This window comes from Salmonella sp. SSDFZ54 (genome assembly GCF_004010735.1).
In the GTDB taxonomy this organism is placed as follows: Bacteria; Pseudomonadota; Gammaproteobacteria; order Enterobacterales; family Enterobacteriaceae; genus Salmonella; species Salmonella enterica.
The window spans coordinates 1161142-1181134 of the sequence record NZ_CP034819.1; the positions used below are offsets into that span (position 1 = coordinate 1161142).

General features: G+C 52.5%; 18 protein-coding genes and 1 riboswitch. Of the genes, 11 read left to right on the top strand and 7 right to left on the bottom strand.

The features are described from left to right. Window positions 1-116 precede the first annotated feature (116 nt). The 3 genes from tolC (at window position 117) to EOS97_RS05765 (ending at window position 3645) form a co-directional block, all read left to right on the top strand. Window positions 117-1592, top strand: coding sequence for an outer membrane channel protein TolC (tolC, locus tag EOS97_RS05755; protein ID WP_001663008.1), 1476 nt, complete (start codon window positions 117-119; stop codon window positions 1590-1592). A gap of 212 nt (window positions 1593-1804) precedes the next feature. Next, window positions 1805-2476 carry a DUF1190 family protein gene (locus EOS97_RS05760; RefSeq protein WP_127836127.1) on the top strand — a complete coding sequence of 224 codons (672 nt, stop codon included), beginning with the start codon at window positions 1805-1807 and terminating at the stop codon, window positions 2474-2476. 5 nt (window positions 2477-2481) lie between these two features. Next, a complete protein-coding gene (locus tag EOS97_RS05765) occupies window positions 2482-3645 on the top strand; it encodes a glutathionylspermidine synthase family protein (protein WP_000442836.1) in 1164 nt (387 codons plus the stop codon). Between the two features lie 61 nt (window positions 3646-3706). Here EOS97_RS05765 and ygiD read toward each other — a convergent pair whose 3' ends face one another. Continuing rightward, window positions 3707-4495 carry a 4,5-DOPA dioxygenase extradiol gene (gene ygiD, locus EOS97_RS05770; protein WP_001520560.1) on the bottom strand — a complete coding sequence of 263 codons (789 nt, stop codon included), beginning with the start codon at window positions 4493-4495 and terminating at the stop codon, window positions 3707-3709. Between the two features lie 140 nt (window positions 4496-4635). On the opposite strand from ygiD, the gene zupT reads away from it, so the two are divergent. After that, window positions 4636-5409 (top strand): zinc transporter ZupT, encoded by a 774-nt coding sequence (zupT, locus tag EOS97_RS05775; RefSeq protein WP_000115874.1) that lies wholly within the window; start codon window positions 4636-4638, stop codon window positions 5407-5409. Window positions 5410-5475: 66 nt separating this feature from the next. Here the strand turns inward: zupT and EOS97_RS26725 are convergent, their stop codons facing one another. Next, window positions 5476-5652, bottom strand: a complete 177-nt coding sequence (locus EOS97_RS26725) for a hypothetical protein (protein WP_000469259.1) — start codon at window positions 5650-5652, stop codon at window positions 5476-5478. 399 nt (window positions 5653-6051) lie between these two features. On the opposite strand from EOS97_RS26725, the gene EOS97_RS05780 reads away from it, so the two are divergent. Genes EOS97_RS05780 through dsbI form a run of 3 tightly spaced genes read left to right on the top strand, consistent with a single transcriptional unit; the run spans window position 6052 to window position 9231 of the window. Next, entirely contained in the window at window positions 6052-7848 is a 1797-nt protein-coding gene (locus EOS97_RS05780) for an aryl-sulfate sulfotransferase (RefSeq protein WP_000460265.1), read from the top strand. Between the two features lie 19 nt (window positions 7849-7867). After that, window positions 7868-8539, top strand: a complete 672-nt coding sequence (locus EOS97_RS05785; protein ID WP_000096230.1) for a thiol:disulfide interchange protein DsbA/DsbL — start codon at window positions 7868-7870, stop codon at window positions 8537-8539. A 14-nt stretch (window positions 8540-8553) separates the two neighbouring features. Next, a complete protein-coding gene (dsbI, locus tag EOS97_RS05790) occupies window positions 8554-9231 on the top strand; it encodes a protein-disulfide oxidoreductase DsbI (RefSeq protein WP_000345576.1) in 678 nt (225 codons plus the stop codon). A gap of 170 nt (window positions 9232-9401) precedes the next feature. On the opposite strand, the gene ribB is transcribed toward dsbI, so the two are convergent. Continuing rightward, window positions 9402-10055, bottom strand: coding sequence for a 3,4-dihydroxy-2-butanone-4-phosphate synthase (gene ribB / locus EOS97_RS05795; protein WP_001076978.1), 654 nt, complete (start codon window positions 10053-10055; stop codon window positions 9402-9404). A gap of 105 nt (window positions 10056-10160) precedes the next feature. Beyond that, a riboswitch (FMN riboswitch) is annotated at window positions 10161-10359 on the bottom strand. Window positions 10360-10491: 132 nt separating this feature from the next. On the opposite strand from ribB, the gene ubiK reads away from it, so the two are divergent. After that, window positions 10492-10788, top strand: coding sequence for a ubiquinone biosynthesis accessory factor UbiK (ubiK, locus tag EOS97_RS05800; RefSeq protein WP_000566824.1), 297 nt, complete (start codon window positions 10492-10494; stop codon window positions 10786-10788). A gap of 73 nt (window positions 10789-10861) precedes the next feature. On the opposite strand, the gene glgS is transcribed toward ubiK, so the two are convergent. Beyond that, on the bottom strand, window positions 10862-11071 hold the full coding sequence (gene glgS, locus EOS97_RS05805; protein ID WP_000928927.1) for a cell surface composition regulator GlgS: 210 nt from the start codon (window positions 11069-11071) through the stop codon (window positions 10862-10864). A gap of 257 nt (window positions 11072-11328) precedes the next feature. On the opposite strand from glgS, the gene EOS97_RS05810 reads away from it, so the two are divergent. The 3 genes from EOS97_RS05810 to EOS97_RS26905 all read left to right on the top strand — a co-directional run bounded on the left by EOS97_RS05810 (window position 11329) and on the right by EOS97_RS26905 (window position 13973). Next, window positions 11329-11949: an OB-fold-containig protein gene (locus EOS97_RS05810; RefSeq protein WP_000171739.1), complete on the top strand. Its 621-nt coding sequence runs from the start codon at window positions 11329-11331 to the stop codon at window positions 11947-11949. Window positions 11950-11967: 18 nt separating this feature from the next. Further along, the gene (locus EOS97_RS05815; protein ID WP_000342884.1) at window positions 11968-13674 is read left to right on the top strand and encodes a flotillin family protein; all 1707 of its coding nucleotides are present in this window, start codon (window positions 11968-11970) and stop codon (window positions 13672-13674) included. Window positions 13675-13913: 239 nt separating this feature from the next. Next, window positions 13914-13973, top strand: coding sequence for a type I toxin-antitoxin system Ibs family toxin (locus tag EOS97_RS26905; RefSeq protein WP_001804776.1), 60 nt, complete (start codon window positions 13914-13916; stop codon window positions 13971-13973). Window positions 13974-14132: 159 nt separating this feature from the next. On the opposite strand, the gene hldE is transcribed toward EOS97_RS26905, so the two are convergent. The 3 genes from hldE to EOS97_RS05835 all read right to left on the bottom strand — a co-directional run bounded on the left by hldE (window position 14133) and on the right by EOS97_RS05835 (window position 19876). Further along, the gene (hldE, locus tag EOS97_RS05825; protein ID WP_000867682.1) at window positions 14133-15566 is read right to left on the bottom strand and encodes a bifunctional D-glycero-beta-D-manno-heptose-7-phosphate kinase/D-glycero-beta-D-manno-heptose 1-phosphate adenylyltransferase HldE; all 1434 of its coding nucleotides are present in this window, start codon (window positions 15564-15566) and stop codon (window positions 14133-14135) included. Between the two features lie 47 nt (window positions 15567-15613). Next, complete coding sequence (gene glnE / locus EOS97_RS05830) at window positions 15614-18457, bottom strand: bifunctional [glutamate--ammonia ligase]-adenylyl-L-tyrosine phosphorylase/[glutamate--ammonia-ligase] adenylyltransferase (RefSeq protein ID WP_023165939.1); 2844 nt, start codon at window positions 18455-18457, stop codon at window positions 15614-15616. A gap of 117 nt (window positions 18458-18574) precedes the next feature. Next, window positions 18575-19876 (bottom strand): inorganic triphosphatase, encoded by a 1302-nt coding sequence (locus EOS97_RS05835; RefSeq protein WP_000046229.1) that lies wholly within the window; start codon window positions 19874-19876, stop codon window positions 18575-18577. Between the last annotated feature and the right edge of the window lie 117 nt (window positions 19877-19993).

Sequence of the window (19993 nt, forward strand, 5' to 3'; positions counted from 1 at the left end):
TGCCAATTAAGGCTCGTATGGCACGTAACGCCAACTTTTTGCAGTGGCGGATTCTGCTAGAATCAGCAATTATTTTTACAAATTGATCAGCGCTAAATACTGCTTCACAACAAGGAATGCAAATGAAGAAATTGCTCCCCATCCTTATCGGCCTGAGCCTGTCGGGGTTCAGCACACTAAGCCAGGCAGAGAACCTGATGCAAGTTTATCAGCAAGCACGCCTGAGCAACCCGGAATTGCGTAAATCCGCTGCCGATCGCGATGCTGCATTCGAAAAAATTAACGAAGCGCGTAGTCCTTTACTGCCGCAACTGGGTTTAGGTGCCGACTACACCTACAGCAACGGTTATCGCGATGCGAACGGTATCAACTCCAATGAAACCAGCGCTTCTCTGCAATTAACGCAGACGCTATTTGATATGTCGAAATGGCGTGGGCTCACCCTGCAAGAAAAAGCAGCAGGCATTCAGGATGTCACCTATCAGACCGATCAGCAGACGCTGATCCTCAATACCGCGAACGCGTATTTTAAGGTATTGAACGCTATTGATGTGCTTTCCTATACCCAGGCGCAAAAAGAGGCTATCTACCGTCAGTTAGATCAAACGACGCAACGTTTTAACGTGGGTCTGGTCGCCATTACCGACGTGCAAAACGCCCGTGCGCAATATGATACCGTACTGGCGAATGAAGTGACTGCCCGCAACAACCTGGATAACGCGGTAGAAGAACTGCGCCAGGTAACCGGCAATTATTACCCGGAGTTGGCGTCGCTTAACGTCGAGCATTTTAAAACCGACAAACCCAAAGCTGTTAATGCGCTGCTGAAGGAAGCGGAAAACCGTAACCTGTCGCTGTTGCAGGCGCGTTTAAGTCAGGATCTGGCGCGCGAGCAAATCCGTCAGGCGCAGGATGGCCATCTGCCGACGCTGAATTTAACGGCCTCAACCGGCATTTCTGATACCTCTTATAGCGGTTCTAAAACCAACTCCGCCCAGTACGACGATAGCAACATGGGGCAGAATAAAATCGGCCTGAACTTCTCCCTGCCGCTGTATCAAGGCGGGATGGTTAACTCGCAGGTAAAACAGGCGCAGTATAACTTCGTCGGCGCAAGCGAACAGCTGGAAAGCGCGCACCGTAGCGTGGTGCAGACCGTACGTTCTTCCTTTAACAATATTAACGCCTCCATCAGCAGCATCAACGCGTATAAACAGGCAGTCGTTTCCGCGCAAAGTTCTTTGGATGCAATGGAAGCCGGTTACTCGGTCGGTACACGTACCATTGTTGACGTACTGGATGCCACCACCACTCTGTATGATGCCAAGCAGCAACTGGCCAACGCGCGTTATACCTATTTGATTAATCAGTTAAATATCAAATATGCGCTCGGTACGCTGAACGAGCAGGATCTGCTCGCGCTTAACAGTACGTTGGGTAAACCTATCCCGACGTCGCCGGAAAGCGTAGCGCCGGAAACGCCAGAGCAGGATGCTGCCGCAGACGGTTATAATGCCCATAGCGCCGCGCCGGCAGTACAGCCGACCGCCGCTCGCGCCAACAGCAATAACGGCAATCCATTCCGGCATTGATAAGTTATTCGCTGGCGCTACGTTTATCAGACCTATGCCCTTGTAGGTCTGGTAAGCGCGGCGCTACCTGTCATAAAGCCGCGCCTGAACGTAAGACAACGTAAAGATCCTGCTATTCCGCCGCATTCTCGCCTTTTCTCGCTTCAATTTCGACCAGTCATCCTCTATTCTGAACGCATGTTGTATTTACCACTGGGTCCTGGAAGACAAATATGAAACGGACAAAATCCATCCATCACGCATCATTTCGCAAAAGCTGGAGCGCGCGGCATTTAACGCCGGTCGCCCTGGCGGTTACGGCTGTTTTTATGCTGGCTGGCTGTAAAAAAAGCGATGAAACCGTATCGCTGTATCAAAACGCTGATGACTGTTCAGCGGCGAATCCGGGCAAAAGCGCGGAGTGTACAACCGCGTATAACAATGCGCTGAAAGAGGCCGAACGTACTGCGCCTAAGTACGCTACACGCGAAGATTGCGTCGCTGAGTTTGGCGAAGGTCAGTGCCAGCAAGCGCCCGCACAGGCTGGCATGGCGCCGGAAAATCAGGCGCAGGCCCAACAATCCAGCGGCAGTTTCTGGATGCCGCTTATGGCAGGTTACATGATGGGGCGTCTGATGGGCGGCGGCGCAGGCTTTGCGCAACAGCCGCTGTTTAGCTCGAAAAACCCGGCCAGCCCTGCATACGGCAAATATACCGATGCGGCAGGTAAAAACTACGGCGCGGCGCAACCGGGCCGGACAATGACCGTACCAAAAACCGCGATGGCGCCGAAACCGGCCACCACAACAACCGTTACCCGCGGCGGTTTTGGCGAATCCGTCGCCAAACAGAGCACCATGCAGCGTAGCGCTGCCGGTACTTCAACACGTTCGATGGGCGGCTGATACGCATGGAAAGAGTCAGTATTACCGAGCGCCCGGACTGGCGCGATAAAGCGACTGAATACGGGTTTAATTTTCACACTATGTATGGTGAACCGTACTGGTGTGAAGACGCTTATTACAAGTTAACGCTCGCCCAGGTGGAAAAACTGGAAGACGTTACCGCCGAGCTGCACCAGATGTGCCTCAAGGTAGTAGAACGCGTCATCGCCAGCGATGAACTGATGACGAAGTTTCGTATTCCAAAACATACCTGGGGTTTTGTTCGCCAGTCCTGGCAAACGCAACAACCGTCGCTCTATTCCCGCCTCGATTTGGCCTGGGACGGCATCGGCGAGCCTAAGCTGCTCGAAAATAATGCCGACACGCCAACATCGCTGTATGAAGCGGCGTTTTTTCAGTGGATTTGGCTGGAAGATCAGATCAACGCGGGCAATCTGCCGGAAGGCAGCGATCAGTTTAATAGCCTGCAGGAAAAGCTGATTGAACGCTTTGCTGAACTTCGCGAGCAGTACGGTTTTCAGTTGCTGCATCTCACCTGCTGTCGCGATACGGTTGAGGATCGCGGCACCATTCAGTATTTACAGGACTGCGCGGCCGAAGCGGAAATCGCCACCGAATTTCTCTATATCGACGATATTGGTCTGGGGGAAAAAGGCCAATTTACGGATCTGCAGGATCAGGTCATTGCGAACCTGTTCAAGCTCTATCCGTGGGAATTTATGCTGCGCGAGATGTTTTCCACCAAGCTGGAAGATGCCGGCGTGCGCTGGCTGGAACCGGCCTGGAAAAGCATTATCTCCAATAAAGCGTTGTTGCCGCTGTTGTGGGAGATGTTCCCTGACCATCCGAATCTGTTGCCTGCGTATTTCGCCGAAGAAGAACATCCGCCAATGGATAAATATGTCGTGAAACCGATCTTCTCCCGCGAAGGGGCGAACGTATCGATTATTGAGAACGGTAAAACGATCGAATCCGTGGAAGGCCCGTATGGCGAAGAGGGTATGATCGTGCAACAGTTCTATCCGCTGCCAAAATTCGGCGACAGTTACACCCTGATTGGTAGCTGGCTGATTAACGATCAGCCCGCCGGAATTGGTATCCGTGAAGATCGGGCGCTGATCACCCAGGATCTCTCCCGCTTCTATCCGCATATTTTTGTCGAAGGATAGATTCTCCTGTAAGCCCGATGCGCGTAGCGCCATCGGGCAATCATTCAGCGCCTTATCCGGCCTACCCCACCTGCACCGACAACATACTTATACTGCCCATCTCAATACCGTCGACCGGGATGGTGATAGGTTCCTTGCCGTCCCAGGCGCCAAGTACATACAGCAAAGGTAAAAAGTGCTCCGGCGTCGGGTTCGATAAGGCCCCCCCTTCATGTTGCAGATAATTCACCAGCGGATGCTGTTCTACCGGCCCCTGCCACGTCAGATTGGCTTTCACAAAGTCATTAAATGACGCCGCCCAGGGATACGGTATATTGTCACCGTGCCAACGCACAGTCCGCAGGTTATGAACCACATTCCCGCTGGCCACCAGCATCACGCCTTCGTCACGCAGCGTCGCCAGCTTACGACCCACCTCAAAATGCCATGCCGCCGGTTTGGTACTATCAACACTAAGCTGCACCATCGGGATATCCGCATTCGGGTACATCTTGATCAATACGCCCCAGGAGCCGTGATCAAATCCCCACGCTTCTTTATCGAGCGCGACGGGAACGGGAGCCAACAGTTCAACCAGACGCTGCGCCAGCGCAGGCGATCCAGGGGCCGGATAATGCGTGTCATACAGCGCCTGCGGAAAACCGCCAAAATCATGGAGAGTTTGCGGCCTTTCCATCGCTGTGACGCCCGTCCCGCGGGTATACCAGTGCGCCGACACCACCACTATCGCCTGTGGTCGCGGCAGGGCTTCCCCCAATCGCCGCCAGGCGCGGGTATAATCGTTATCGTCCAGCACGTTCATCGGGCTGCCATGCCCCAAAAACAATGCTGGCATACACGTTAAAGACATGATGTTATCCTTACAGGAAAGACATTTTGTTAACATCACCATACGCTTTCTTCACAGAGGAAGAACTCAGATAACTATGATGAAGATCATCAGTTATTTTGAAGGTCAGGTTCGGACGGCAAATTGATAAGGAGTAATGGATGTCAGTACCACTTATTCTGACCTTACTGGCGGGCGCCGCCACCTTTATTGGCGCATTTCTTGGCGTTCTCGGCCAAAAACCGTCTAACCGCGTGCTGGCTTTTTCGCTGGGTTTCGCCGCAGGGATCATGCTGCTCATCTCGCTGATGGAGATGCTGCCCGCCGCGCTTGATACCGAGGGAATGTCGCCCGTACTGGGCTACGGAATGTTTATTATCGGCCTGTTGGGCTACTTCGGGCTGGATCGCCTGCTTCCTCACGCTCATCCGCAGGATCTGGTGCAAAAAAGGCAGCAGCCGCTTCCCGGCTCGATAAAACGCACTGCGATTTTATTGACGCTCGGCATTAGCCTGCATAACTTTCCGGAAGGGATCGCCACCTTTGTCACTGCCAGCAGCAATCTTGAACTGGGTTTCGGCATCGCACTGGCGGTGGCGTTGCACAATATTCCTGAAGGTCTGGCGGTTGCCGGCCCGGTTTATGCCGCGACGGGCTCAAAACGTACCGCGATTTTTTGGGCCGGTATCTCCGGCATGGCGGAAATTCTTGGCGGCGTGCTGGCGTGGCTGATTTTGGGCAGCCTGGTTTCGCCAATCGTTATGGCGGCTATCATGGCGGCAGTCGCCGGTATTATGGTGGCGCTCTCCGTCGATGAACTGATGCCGCTGGCAAAAGAGATCGATCCTAACAATAACCCCAGCTATGGCGTGCTTTGCGGTATGTCCATCATGGGGCTCAGTCTCGTCATTTTGCAGACTATAGGTATCGGTTAAGAGAAACGTCGCGCCGGATGCAGGCCTTTAGCCAGGCAACATCCGGCTGCCCGTCAAGGATATGCGCTATTTCTGCTCATTCATCACGCTGTCGCCTTCGCTCGTCTGGCGAAAACGTTTCGTTCGCGCTTCAAGTAATGCATCTCTGTCCTGCCGAAACGCTCTGCAATAACGCTTCATATGGCAAATATACCCTACTACCACCAGAACGATTAATATTATCCAATACCAGGCAATAAACATCCTTTTTACCCTTAAAATTTAACATCACTAAACATTTAACGTTAAAATTTTACATACCCTTATTTTGACGTATTCATATACTGGCATATTTGTGGAACAAATAAATGATTTTGATCATATAAATCAGTGGTGAAACACAATAATGAAAGAGGTATTAAGCAGAAAACAATGTCGATAAGATCACACTTCGTACTAATTTATATTGTTCTTAAAATATCACACTCCTACTATCGACTCACTCAGGCAATTAAAAAATATTGATACAGAATATACTTTAAAATAAGTAACAGCATCATGACTTATATTTAAAGACCAATCATTTACCTCATTTATCATTCATAAAAACATAGTATATTCAGAAGTATTATATTTAGAAGTTGTATATAAGGAGATATATCCATGTTTGACCAATACCGGAAAACAATACTTGCCGGTGCCGTCGCACTGACATGCGGACTCACCGCAGCCAGTACGTTTGCCGCAGGTTTTCAACCGGCGCAGCCCGCAGGGAAATTAGGCGCAGTCGTTGTCGATCCTTACGGTAATGCCCCTCTCACCGCACTGGTGGAATTAGATAGCCATGTTATTTCAGACGTTAAAGTTACTGTACATGGCAAAGGGGAAAAAGGCGTTCCTGTTACTTATACCGTTGGGAAAGAGTCTTTAGAAACCTATGACGGTATTCCTATTTTTGGCCTTTATCAGAAATTTGCCAACAACGTCACGGTAGAATATAAAGAAAACGGCAAAGCCATGAAGGATGACTATGTGGTGCAGACGTCCGCCATCGTCAACCATTATATGGATAACCGTTCTATTTCAGATCTCCAGCAAACGAAAGTTATTAAAGTTGCGCCAGGATTTGAAGATCGCCTTTATCTGGTAAATACCCATACCTTTACGCCGCAGGGCGCTGAATTTCACTGGCACGGCGAAAAAGATAAAAATGCGGGCATTCTTGATGCCGGTCCGGCGGGCGGGGCTTTGCCTTTCGATATCGCCCCTTATACGTTTGTGGTCGACACCCAGGGTGAATACCGCTGGTGGCTGGATCAAGATACCTTCTACGACGGCCACGATATGAATATCAACAAACGCGGCTACCTGATGGGTATTCGTGAAACGCCTCGCGGCACCTTTACCGCGGTGCAGGGCCAACACTGGTACGAGTTTGACATGATGGGGCAAATTCTTGCCGATCATAAACTACCGCGCGGGTTCCTGGATGCGTCTCATGAATCCATCGAAACCGTGAACGGCACCGTACTGCTGCGCGTCGGCAAACGCGATTACCGCAAAGAAGACGGCATACATGTTCATACTATTCGTGACCAAATCATTGAGGTCGATAAGTCTGGCCGCGTAGTAGACGTTTGGGATTTAACCAAAATCCTCGACCCTATGCGTGATGCGCTGCTCGGCGCGCTGGATGCGGGCGCAGTATGCGTGAACGTCGATCTGGCCCATGCCGGACAGCAGGCGAAACTCGAACCGGATACGCCGTATGGCGATGCGCTTGGCGTTGGTGCCGGTCGTAACTGGGCGCACGTCAACTCTATCGCTTATGACGCGAAAGACGACTCCATCATCCTTTCTTCCCGCCATCAGGGTATTGTAAAAATTGGTCGCGATAAGCAGGTGAAATGGATACTGGCACCGTCTAAAGGCTGGAATAAGCAGCTAGCCAGTAAATTGCTGAAACCGGTAGACGATCATGGTAAGCCGTTGACCTGTGACGAAAACGGCAAGTGTAAGGACACCGATTTCGATTTCACCTATACCCAACATACGGCATGGCTTTCCAGCAAAGGCACGTTAACGGTCTTTGATAACGGCGATGGTCGCGGCCTGGAGCAACCGGCTCTACCGACCATGAAATATTCCCGTTTTGTCGAATATAAGATCGATGAGAAGAAAGGCACCGTACAACAAGTTTGGGAATACGGTAAAGAACGTGGATATGATTTCTATAGTCCTATTACCTCGGTTGTTGAATATCAAAAAGACCGCGACACCATGTTCGGCTTTGGCGGTTCTATTAACCTGTTCGACGTTGGTAAACCCACAGTCGGCAAACTGAATGAGATTGACTATAAAACGAAAGAAGTGAAAGTTGAAATTGATGTGCTGTCGGATAAACCCAACCAGACTCACTATCGTGCATTACTGGTTCATCCAACGCAAATGTTTAAATAAATAACGGGAAGGAATTAATATGTCATCTAAATGGATTACCTCTTTATTTAAAAGCGTAGTATTAACCGCGGCATTGGTCACTCCTTTTGCGGCATCGGCTTTTACCGAGGGCACAGATTATATGGTTCTGGAGAAACCGATTCCTAATGCGGATAAAACGCTGATTAAGGTATTTAGCTACGCCTGCCCTTTCTGCTACAAATATGACAAAGCCGTAACAGGTCCGGTTTCTGACAAAGTAGCCGATCTCGTTACGTTCACTCCGTTCCACCTGGAAACAAAAGGCGAATATGGCAAACAGGCCAGCGAAGTATTTGCAGTCCTGATCGCCAAAGATAAAGCTGCCGGGATTTCGTTATTTGATGCTAAATCACAATTCAAAAAAGCGAAGTTCGCCTGGTATGCGGCTTACCATGATAAGAAAGAGCGCTGGTCAGATGGGAAAGATCCGGCGGCATTTATTAAAACCGGGCTGGACGCCGCAGGCATGAGCCAGGCTGATTTTGAAGCGGCGCTGAAAGATCCTGCCGTTCAGGAGACTCTGGAAAAATGGAAAGCAGCCTATGACGTTGCCAAAATTCAGGGTGTTCCGGCTTACGTCGTCAACGGCAAGTACCTTATCTATACCAAAAACATCAAATCCATCGATTCTATGGCTGAACTCGTTCGGGAACTGGCCACTAAAAAATAAGCAGGGAAACGATTATGGATTTTATTAAGGGATTATGGCGAGACCTACGCGCAAGACCAGTAGATACGCTGGTGAGATGGCAGGAACAGCGCTTTCTGTGGCTGTTAATGGCCATCGCGATGGGAGGGTTAATTATCCTGGCGCACTCGTTCTTCCAAATCTATCTCTACATGGCGCCGTGCGAACAGTGTGTTTACATTCGTTACGCGATGTTTGTGATGGTAATTGGCGGGGTGATTGCGGCAATAAATCCCAAAAATATCGTGCTGAAGCTGATTGGCTGCATCGCGGCGTTTTATGGCAGCATTATGGGCATTAAGTTTTCTATTAAGCTTAATGGTATCCATCATGCGGTACATAATGCGGACCCCGATTCACTTTTTGGCGTGCAAGGATGTTCGACTGACCCGACCTTTCCTTTCAACTTACCGTTGGCGGAATGGGCACCGGAGTGGTTTAAACCTACCGGAGACTGCGGTTATGACGCGCCTATCGTCCCTGATGGCGTAACGCTCAGTAGCGTACAGCAGTGGTTTGTCGATCTCTACCAGCAGTCCGAAGGCTGGTATCTGCTTCCGCCCTGGCACTTTATGAACATGGCGCAGGCATGTATGTTGGCCTTTGGGTTGTGCCTGATTCTGCTGCTGGTGATGAGCGGCGCCTGGGCATTGAAACTGGCCAGAGGCAAATAACCTGAATAGATAAACCAAAGCAGAGGTCTGCATTCAGGCCTCTGCTTTTCTCACAATAATTTTACCATTCAGCTTATTCGTCGTTCTTTGAAACTGAACGATATGGCACCGAAGGAATACAAAAAAGCCGATGACATCTCATCGGCTTTTTTCAACCATGATCCGTTCGATCAGCTGGCTTTGCGCTCATGCGCCTGGCGGTAAGCCACCAGATCTTCAATCGTGACTACCGCCATATTATGCTGGCCTGCAAACGCGATACACTCCGGCGCGCGCGCCATCGTCCCATCGTCGTTAGTCAACTCGCACAGTACACCTGCAGGTTTAAAACCGGCCAGCGTCATCAGATCGATGGTCGCCTCCGTATGACCGCCGCGCGTCAGCACGCCGCCCGCCTGAGCGCGCAGTGGGAAAACGTGCCCCGGACGGTTAAGATCGGACGGTTTTGCGCCATCCTTAATTGCCGCGCGCACCGTAGTGACACGGTCAGCGGCGGAAACGCCGGTGGTCACGCCTTCTGCGGCTTCAATGGTCACGGTAAAACCGGTACCGTAGGCGCTGGTGTTGTTTTCCACCATCATTGGCAAGTCGAGCTGCTTACGACGATCTTCAGTAATACACAGGCAAACAATACCGCTACCGTGACGAATGGTTAACGCCATCTGTTCTACGGTCATCGTCTCTGCGGGGAAAATCATATCGCCTTCGTTTTCACGATCTTCATCATCAAGCACCATCACACCGCGTCCTTCACGCAGCGCATCCAGTGCAAGTTCAACACGTTCAAAAGGCGTACCAAAAGAGGAAAGTAGCGTCTGATTCATGGTAAAAAAACCTCATTAACATTATGGTTACCAGAATCAGGGCAGTCTTAGGAGTGCCGACAAGCGGCAAAAAAATAACGTGAGCGGGTCCATGCCCGACTGGATCGTTACCCTCTCCCATCCGGACTTTAACCGTCGGCCCCGGAATTACACCGGATCTGCTGACCTTTTCGCTATGGCAAAAAGCGCTCGCGGGCTTTCAACCTGCTCTCCGCGTTCCGTCACGGCGCGCCGTGATGAGAAATGCGTTAAACATCGCTGATTTACCGCCGGTGGGGAATTTCGCCCCGCCCTGAGAATAAGCGAGTTAACTATAACGCTATTGATTACCTTCATCAACGCCTTTACTCCGTATGACGTCACACAATTCTGGTTTATGGCGTCCACATATCGCACTACAATAAGAGCTAACACTTATCAGTTCAGGGAAACCACAATGATTGACCCGAAAAAAATTGAGCAAATCGCACGCCAGGTTCATGAGTCAATGCCGAAAGGTATTCGCGAGTTCGGGGAAGATATCGAGAAAAAAATCCGTCAAACGCTGCAATCTCAGCTGACGCGTCTCGATCTGGTGAGCCGCGAAGAGTTTGATGTCCAGACTCAGGTCTTGCTGCGCACCCGGGAAAAACTGGCGCTGCTGGAGCAACGCCTCAGCGAACTGGAAGCTCGCGACAAGCCTGAAGAAGTAAAACCTGCGCCCGCCATCCCGCCAGTCGATCCACAAGAGTAAAAACGTGAACGGGCCTGACGGCCCGCTCATATAAGATCTGAATAATGCCCTGCACCTGTAAAGGAAGCCTGCATTAGTGTTCTAATTCTAACCTTTTCGCCTGAGTCGCCTGCTGGCAGTAAAGCGCGTAACGCTTGCAAAACCAGTCGCGGTGCTCCTCGTCCATATTGCCGGTTACCGCCTGGATATCAACAGGACGCCCCTCCGCCTGCATTCTGGCAAAACTGCGCGCCAGAAAATCGAAATTATTTAATGAATAGACGTTATTGTTGTTCATCAGCATACCCTCCAGTTATTGAATTCTGTTAAGGCTATATGCTTTTTCTGATTTCAGTATTTCCCTATATGTACGGCGGTTTTATACATAACGTGCGCAAATTTAATGCGCAAAATCACAATATTCACCAAAGATAACGACGGATAAATCGCTTTTCGGACTTAAGGAGATATGGGTCACATGATATTGTAACGCAGTGAAATAACAAGCATGAAAATTATCACGCGAACACCCTTCTGAAGGCGGCGACAAGGATAGAAAATATGACCTTATTTGCGGAGTATAACAGCCCCTATCTGTTTGCCATTGCGTTCGTTTTCTTTATCGGCGTGCTGGAGATGATTTCTCTGATTTTTGGCCACTTTCTTTCAGGCGCGCTCGACGCCCATCTCGATCATTATGACGCCCTGTCATCCGGCCCTGCGGGCCAGGCGCTTCATTATCTGAATATTGGACGCGTTCCCGCCCTGGTCGTCCTCTGTCTATTGGCCGGTTATTTCGGCCTCTTCGGCATCCTCATCCAGCATGGCGGGATCATGCTCTGGCAAGCGCCGCTCAGCAATCTGCTGCTGGTCCCGTTGAGCATTGTCCTGTCGGTCTTTGCCGTGCATTACAGCGGAAAAATCCTCGCGCCCTGGCTACCCAGAGATGAAAGCTCCGCCCTCAGGGAAGAGGAATTTATCGGCGGCATGGCGATTATTACCGGCCACGCCGCCGTCGCCGGTACACCTTGCGAAGGAAAATTTACCGATAAGTTCGGCCAGATTCACTATTTACTGCTGGAACCCGAAAAGGGAAAAGAATTTAAAAAAGGAGACAAGGTGCTGATTGTCTGCCGACTTTCCGCAACGCGCTATTTGGCTGAGCGTACCTTCTACGTTTAATTGAGAGGAACTTACATAATGGATGATGTTTTTGGCATATTGCCATCATGGATGTTTACCGCCATCGTTGCGGTTATCGTCTTACTAATTATCGGGATCATTTTTGCTCGCCTCTATCGCCGCGCATCTGCGGAACAGGCGTTTGTCCGTACCGGGCTTGGCGGGCAAAAAGTGGTGATGAGCGGCGGCGCTATTGTGATGCCAATCTTTCACGAAATTATTCCGATCAATATGAATACCCTAAAACTTGAAGTCAGCCGTGCTACCGTCGATAGCCTGATCACCAAAGATCGTATGCGCGTTGACGTGGTCGTCGCTTTCTTCGTGCGTGTAAAACCCTCTGTTGAAGGTATTGCTACCGCCGCACAAACGCTTGGCCAGCGAACGCTGTCGCCGGAAGATCTTCGTATGCTGGTTGAGGATAAATTCGTTGACGCCTTACGCGCTACCGCGGCCCAGATGACGATGCATGAGCTACAGGATACGCGTGAAAACTTCGTTCAGGGCGTACAAAACACCGTTGCGGAAGATTTGTCGAAAAACGGCCTGGAACTGGAAAGCGTCTCATTAACCAACTTTAACCAAACGTCCAAAGAACATTTCAACCCAAACAACGCCTTTGATGCCGAAGGTCTGACGAAACTGACGCAGGAAACCGAACGCCGCCGTCGTGAACGTAATGAAGTGGAACAGGATGTGGAAGTGGCGGTGCGCGAAAAGAACCGCGACGCGCTTGAGCGCAAGCTGGAAATCGAGCAACAAGAAGCCTTTATGACTCTGGAGCAGGAGCAACAGGTTAAAACCCGCACCGCCGAACAAAACGCTAAAATTGCCGCTTTTGAGGCCGAGCGCCATCGTGAAGCAGAACAGACGCGCATTCTTGCTGAGCGGCAGATCCAGGAGACGGAGATCGAACGTGAGCAAGCAGTACGGTCCAGGAAAGTTGAGGCCGAGCGTGAAGTACGTATTAAAGAGATCGAACAGCAACAGGTGACAGAAATCGCCAACCAGACGAAATCTATCGCCATTGCCGCCAAATCCGAGCAGCAATCACAAGCGGAAGCGCGCGCCAACGACGCGCTGGCCGATGCGGTTCGCGCCCAGCAAAACGTAGAAACCACCCGCCAGACCGCCGAAGCGGATCGCGCCAAGCAGGTCGCTCTGATCGCCGCGGCGCAAGATGCGGAAACCAAAGCGGTCGAACTGACCGTTCGGGCAAAAGCAGAGAAAGAAGCGGCAGAATTGCAAGCCGCCGCCATCATCGAACTGGCGGAAGCAACGCGTAAAAAAGGTCTGGCGGAAGCAACGCGTAAAAAAGGTCTGGCGGAAGCCGAAGCGCAACGGGCGCTGAATGACGCTATCAACGTACTATCTGACGAACAAACCAGCCTCAAATTTAAACTAGCGCTCTTACAATCGTTGCCTGCTGTTATTGAGAAGTCTGTTGAACCGATGAAATCCATCGACGGCATTAAGATTATTCAGGTCGATGGCCTCAATCGCAGCGCGACGGCGGGCGACGTCGCCGCTGGCGGCGCTAACGGGGGAAACCTGGCGGAACAAGCCTTATCTGCCGCGCTCACCTATCGTACCCAGGCACCGCTGATCGATTCGCTGTTAAACGAGATTGGCATCGCTGGCGGCTCGCTAAAGGCGCTGACCACGCCGTTGGTTTCATCGGCAACGGATGAGATTAATCGCGAAGCAACGGTAAAAGAGCAATAACTCCCCGCTATATCTCCTGTCCCTGGCCATAAGGCCGGGGATTTTTTTATCTTTTTTCCACCTTGTCTGTACAAAGCGTTATGACCAGCAGGCCATTTTGCGTAGGCGATCCAGTAACGCAAAATCGGCGGGATAAAGCCCTTGCGCCAGACAGGCCACTCACCAACAATCGCGATGTCAGCAAGGGGCTGAAACGGGAAAGCCCCTCCCGAGGAAGGGGCTTTAATAAGGAAAGGGTTATGATGCACCAGGTCATCATACTGATTGTTCTGTTACTGATAAGTTTCGCAGCTTACTAACAGCCAATCAGAGGGGGGAGAGATCCCCTCTCACCCTTATTCCTTTACTTTAGGTCGAAAAAAAAGCAGCGTCAACCGCGAGATACGCGTCGAAACAAAATGTCCGACGCGCCTTCAAAATCAGCGCCCGCTGCGTCTGTAACGCCTGATGACGCGGTTTTACTTCTCGCTCTCGGTCTGGATCTTTTTGATGATATTGGTCGTGGAACAACCATCTTCGAAGTTCAGCACCATGACTTCACCGCCGTTGGCCCAGACCTCTTCGCTGCCCGCGATCTCTTCCGGCTTATAGTCGCCGCCTTTTACCAGCAGATCCGGCAGAATACCGGCAATCAGTCGTTGCGGCGTATCCTCTTCAAAAGAGACAACCCAGTCGACCGACTCCAGCGCGCCCAGCACGATCATACGCTGTTCGAGCGGATTAACCGGACGGCTTTCGCCTTTCAGACGTTTAGTCGAGGCGTCACTATTGACCGCAACAATCAGGCGGTCGCCCAGTTTGCGCGCGTTCGCCAGATAAGAGACGTGGCCCGCGTGCAGAATATCGAAAACGCCGTTGGTCATAACCACTTTCTCGCCACGCTTACGCGCGCTGGCGACGGCCTGTCTCAACTCCTCTTCGGTCATGACGCCGAAGCCGGTATCCGCGCGTCCGCGCACTGCGTTTTCCAGCTCAATAGGGGAAACCGTTGACGTCCCGAGTTTACCTACCACTACGCCCGCCGCCGCATTGGCGAAATAACACGCCTCTTCCAGAGTATTTCCCGCCGCCAGCGTCGCCGCCAGCACGCCGATCACCGTATCGCCCGCACCGGTAACATCATAAACTTCCTGCGCCTGCGTCGGCATATGTAGCGGCGCTTTATTCGGTTGCAGCAGCGTCATTCCCTGTTCGGAACGCGTGACCAACAGCGCGGAAAGGTCGTAATCGGCAATGAGCTTCATGCCGCGTTCAACCAGTTCGTCTTCGCTTTTACATTTCCCCGCGACCGCCTCGAATTCAGAAAGGTTTGGCGTCAGCAGCGTGGCGCCGCGGTAACGTTCAAAATCCGTTCCTTTCGGATCGATGAGCACCGGCACGCCCGCCTGGCGCGCCAGGGAAATCATAGTCTGCACGCTGGTCAGAGCGCCTTTGGCATAATCGGACAATACCAGCGCGCCGATCGATCCCAGCGCCTGGTTGATACGCTCGTGCAACGGCTGCGGGTCCACCCCCTCAAAGCCTTCTTCAAAATCAAGACGAATGAGCTGCTGATTACGTGATAGCACACGCAGTTTGGTAATCGTCGGATGCGTCGGCACAGAAACGAAGTCGCACTTCACATTGACCTCCGCCAACGTTTTGCTCAGCGCGCGCGCGGCGTCATCAATACCCGTCAGGCCGACCAGACGGGCGTTCGCTCCCAGAGACGCAATGTTCATCGCCACGTTCGCCGCGCCGCCCGGACGTTCCTCAACGGTATTTACCTTAACCACGGGCACCGGCGCTTCCGGTGAAATACGGCAAGTGGGGCCATACCAATAGCGATCCAGCATTACATCACCCACAACCATGACGCCTGCACGTTCAAACGCTGGCAGATTTACTTTCATTCCTGTCTCCTGAGAGATTCAAAATTTGCGCGCGATAATAGCATAATTCAAACGGCTACCAGCCACTTCCGCCAGCTTGCCTGCACCAGCGCGCGCTCTTTGCTAAAACATGTCTGCGCCACATGACCGGGAAGCTCCTGCAACGCCAGGTGGTGCAGTTCATCACGCAGTGTGGTGTAGGCTACCGTCAGCGCCTGCGCCTCGTGTTCATCCATAATGCCGTTTTGCGCCAGAAGCTCCAGGATGCGCACGTTATCAGACCATCGCGTTAATTTAGGTTTTTCATGAGCGTAGCGCAGTACCAGATATTGCGCGATAAACTCAATATCCGTAATACCGCCTTCATCAGCTTTAATATCAAAACGATCACGATGCTTATTGCCGAGATGCGCCCGCATTTTCTCGCGCATTTCACGCACTTCAGTCTGCAATGTCTTGCCGTCGCGCGCCGTCGTCATGATAGTGCGGCGTACCGTATCAAACTGTAAGGTAAGCTGCGGGTCGCCATATACCACGCGAGCGCGTACCAACGCCTGATGTTCCCAGGTCCAGGCTTCATGCTGCTGATAATCGGCAAACGCGTCCGCTGAAGTCACCAGCATTCCCGCCGCGCCAGAGGGGCGTAGACGCGCATCCACCTCATACAAAATGCCGGAGGAGGTGCGCGTACTGAACAGATGCATAATGCGCTGCGCCAGGCGCAGATAAAACTGCCGCCCGTCGATTTCGCGTTCGCCGTTGGTCATGACGTCCATCGGACAGTCATGCAGGAAGATGAGATCCAGATCGGAACTGTAGCCCAGCTCCCATCCGCCCAACTTGCCATAACCGACAACCGCAAACCCCCGCCCCTGGCGCTCGTCCAGATGCGCTGGCTGACCATAACGCGCAACCATTTGCGTCCACGCCTGCTGCACCACAGCATCAATCATCGCCTCCGCCAGCCATGTGAGGTGATCGCTCACTTTCATCACCGGCAGCGTACCGGCAATATCCGCCGCCGCAATCCGCAAAAGCTGTGCCTGTTTAAACTGGCGTAATGCCTCCAGTTGTTGTTCTTCGTCTTCTTCCGGCACGCGCAGTAAATATTGACGTAATTCGTCGCGGTAAGCGTCGGTAGCCGTCGGCTGATAAAGCGTGCCGGGGTCGAGCAGTTCATCAAGCAACAACGGATAACGCGCCAGTTGGCTCGCTATCATTGGCGAAGCGGCGCAGAGCATAATCAGGTGTTTCAGCGCGCCAGGAAATTCGCTCAGCAGCTCCAGATAGGTGGTGCGAGTGACAATCCCCGCCAGCAACGGCGTTATCCGCGATAGCGTAACAGCGGCGTCTTCGCGAGAGCAGACATCAGCAAGCAGGTGCGGCATCAGTTGGTCCAGCACTTGCCGCCCGCGCGGGCCGATAGGGCGTTTATCCAGTTCCTTACGGAAGTCAGCGATGAGGGTCAGAACTTGTCGCCGATCCTCATCGGCTAAATGCGCCAGCACTGGCGTCGAATCATCCTCCTGTAGCGCATCCTGCCATACTTCACGCCACGGCTCTGAACGTTCTTCCTCCTGCGGGGTATCGGCTTCATCATCGCCAATTAATTCGTTGAATACGCGGCGTACATTAGCCATATGATCCGTCAGTTCGCCAACAAGCTGCGGCCAGTTCTCCGCCTTCATTCCCCAGGCCAGCCGCGCCCGATTCAGATCGTCGGCAGGCAACGTTTGCGTCTGTTCGTCATTGATGCTTTGCAGCAGATTCTCCAGACGACGTAGAAAAAGATAGGCCACGCGCAGTTGCGCCACGTCATTCTCAGGCAGCAAATGCAGCGCAGCGATAGCATCCAGCGTCGGCAGTAACGAACGCGACTGTAGCGACGGCTCGCGTCCGCCGCGGATGAGCTGGAATACCTGCACGATAAACTCAATTTCCCGAATACCGCCCGCGCCAAGTTTAATGTTGTCCTTCAAACCGCGGCGTCGCACTTCGCGGGCGATCATCCCTTTCATATTACGTAGCGACTGGATGACGCTGAAATCGATATAGCGGCGGAAAACGAAAGGCCGCAGCATGGCGCGTAATTCACGAGACCAGGCGTCGTCGTTATCGCCCATTAGCCGCGCTTTCACCATGGCGTAGCGTTCCCAGTCGCGTCCTTGCTCCTGATAGTACTCCTCCAGCGCGGCAAAACTCAGTACCAGCGGGCCGCTGTCGCCAAACGGTCGCAGGCGCATGTCCACCCGATAGACAAAACCATCCATTGTGGGCTGATCCAGCGCTTTGATCAGCCGCTGCCCGAGACGCGTAAAAAACTGGGCGTTATCGAGTTCACGACGCCCGCCCCGGGTCTCGCCATGTTCCGGCCAGGCGAAAATCAGATCGATATCAGACGAAAAATTCAGTTCGCCGCCGCCCAGCTTGCCCATGCCTAAAATCAACAGCGGCTGCGGAACGCCCTGCGGGTTACAGGGGGTTCCCCATTCGCGGCAACAGGCGGCATACAGCCAGTCGCGCGCGCCCACAATGAGCGTCTCCGCCAGATGGCTCAACTGTTGTAAAATAGTCTCATCGTCCACCAGCGACAGCGTCTGCGCCCAGGCGATGCGTACCATGATGCGACGACGAAAAAACCTCAGTTCACGCATCAGCGAGGCGTCGTCACAGACACCTGCCAACGCCTCCTGTAACCAGCCAGCATAATGTCGCCATTCATCAGCCTGCGGCGATGCGGATTCCAGTTCGGCAAGCCACTCCGGATGCGCTATCACGCTATCCAGCGCAAAATCGCTAAATGTAAGTACTGACTTCGCCTGCACGCTAAGCGATGTCTCAGTAAATCCTTCTGGTAGGCGCTCAACAACGGTCTGCCAGTACTGCGATAAGGGTGAAGAGAGCGGCGTCATTTAGGGGATATCCTTTAAATAATGCCGGATGGCGGCATTTCGCCTGACCCGGCCTACAAGTCCGCATACCGTAAGCCTGATAAGCGCAGCGTCATCAGGCGCTTTCTACGGTTCTGATTATCGTTTTCCGCTGTGCAACCAGAACGGCTGCTGGTTAATGGCCTCATTACGGAAATGTTCAATTTCAATACGTTGCCCGGTAATAATGGCGTGACGCAATCCCTGCCAGTTCTCCAGCCATGCCTGCGCGACCATCGCATCATAATACCCAGCCAGCAGTAAAACGCTGTCGATATCGCGAGTCAAACGCGGCAACTGGTCGCGATACTTATCACCCAGCGGTTGTCCAAAAACTTTTTTTAATTCAGCAGCATGACGAGAAAGATGAATGTCGGCGAAACGCTTAAAAGAATCGGCCATTTTGGCCTGCGCCTTCGCGTCCAGAAATGGCTGCCAGGCTTTCGTCACCAGCCATTCCGTCAATGCCAGTTTCGCCATCGCCGTTTGCGTACTATAAACGGCTGTGACGGCGGACACCGCGGATGTCATCGTCGCTTCCGCCTGGGTAAGTAGATCACGTAAGTGAGCGCTCGCTTTACGTGGAACAATGCCACCAAAAAGCATTAAGGCATGGCGCACTAATCCCATAGCATCCAGCACGTGTTCTTTCGCCGACTCGTCGCCGCGCAGCCAGAGCTCTTCATGGTACTGCCACTGTGACAACGCCAGATCCAGCGAGGCCTCCAGCCCTTGCTCTACCGTGGCTTTCGCGGCGGTCCGCAGAATTGTCGTTGGTGTATTCTCTCGCGGCGCATTCCCCTGCGCCAGGTGATAACCTCGCGCCGCCTTACTCAGACTGCCCTGACGCAAACCGGTTTGCGACAGCAGTTGCTTCGCCAGTTTTAACACGGCGCGCGTATCGCCGCGAAGCAACTCAAGCTCCAGCTCACAAATCGGTTCGGCAAACTCGCCCGCTTTTACGTCGCCGAGATCGAGCGCAATTTCAATCCTGCTGCCGTCAACGTCCAGACACCATTTTTCCCGGTAAAAATCGGTACTGAACAGCGGCTGTACGCTTGATGCCAGGCCGGCGGGCAGGTTGCCATCCGGCCAGACCTCCGCCGGAAGTTGCGTCAGATCCAGCACGGGTTCGCTTAGCGCGACATTGTATTCGGGTCGCTGGTGCAGCCCGCCCGTTACCCGGCCGGCAATTTTCATGGTCATTTCATAGCGCCCATTTTCACCACGAATACGCAGCCCCATATCATGGCGGCGTAGCCAGTTATCAGGCGTTTCGAAGTAGATATTCAGCAACTGGCTGGGCGCATGATGCTCGCCGCCGAGCGTATGAAGATGATTTCGCAGCGCATCTACGGCGTCGTGATTGACGATAAACTTTAATTCGATTTCCTGAGCCATGGCCTTGTACTTATGGGTTATGTCACATCTGGGAAGATTCTTGGCGAACTTACCCGCATTATTTTTGTCAGTAGATAGTATTTTGCGCCAAATTGCCATGCAACGAGCAATTTGACG

Coding starts and splice junctions, on each gene's coding strand:
- hldE (WP_000867682.1), bottom strand. CDS start 15,566: ATGAAAGTAAATCTGCCAGCGTTTGAACGTGCAGGCGTCATGGTTGTG.
- ubiK (WP_000566824.1), top strand. CDS start 10,492: ATGATTGACCCGAAAAAAATTGAGCAAATCGCACGCCAGGTTCATGAG.
- EOS97_RS05785 (WP_000096230.1), top strand. CDS start 7,868: ATGTCATCTAAATGGATTACCTCTTTATTTAAAAGCGTAGTATTAACC.
- ygiD (WP_001520560.1), bottom strand. CDS start 4,495: ATGTCTTTAACGTGTATGCCAGCATTGTTTTTGGGGCATGGCAGCCCG.
- glgS (WP_000928927.1), bottom strand. CDS start 11,071: ATGCTGATGAACAACAATAACGTCTATTCATTAAATAATTTCGATTTT.
- dsbI (WP_000345576.1), top strand. CDS start 8,554: ATGGATTTTATTAAGGGATTATGGCGAGACCTACGCGCAAGACCAGTA.
- EOS97_RS05810 (WP_000171739.1), top strand. CDS start 11,329: ATGACCTTATTTGCGGAGTATAACAGCCCCTATCTGTTTGCCATTGCG.
- EOS97_RS26725 (WP_000469259.1), bottom strand. CDS start 5,652: ATGTTTATTGCCTGGTATTGGATAATATTAATCGTTCTGGTGGTAGTA.
- EOS97_RS05780 (WP_000460265.1), top strand. CDS start 6,052: ATGTTTGACCAATACCGGAAAACAATACTTGCCGGTGCCGTCGCACTG.
- EOS97_RS05765 (WP_000442836.1), top strand. CDS start 2,482: ATGGAAAGAGTCAGTATTACCGAGCGCCCGGACTGGCGCGATAAAGCG.
- glnE (WP_023165939.1), bottom strand. CDS start 18,457: ATGACGCCGCTCTCTTCACCCTTATCGCAGTACTGGCAGACCGTTGTT.
- ribB (WP_001076978.1), bottom strand. CDS start 10,055: ATGAATCAGACGCTACTTTCCTCTTTTGGTACGCCTTTTGAACGTGTT.
- tolC (WP_001663008.1), top strand. CDS start 117: ATGCAAATGAAGAAATTGCTCCCCATCCTTATCGGCCTGAGCCTGTCG.
- EOS97_RS05835 (WP_000046229.1), bottom strand. CDS start 19,876: ATGGCTCAGGAAATCGAATTAAAGTTTATCGTCAATCACGACGCCGTA.
- EOS97_RS05815 (WP_000342884.1), top strand. CDS start 11,968: ATGGATGATGTTTTTGGCATATTGCCATCATGGATGTTTACCGCCATC.
- zupT (WP_000115874.1), top strand. CDS start 4,636: ATGTCAGTACCACTTATTCTGACCTTACTGGCGGGCGCCGCCACCTTT.
- EOS97_RS05760 (WP_127836127.1), top strand. CDS start 1,805: ATGAAACGGACAAAATCCATCCATCACGCATCATTTCGCAAAAGCTGG.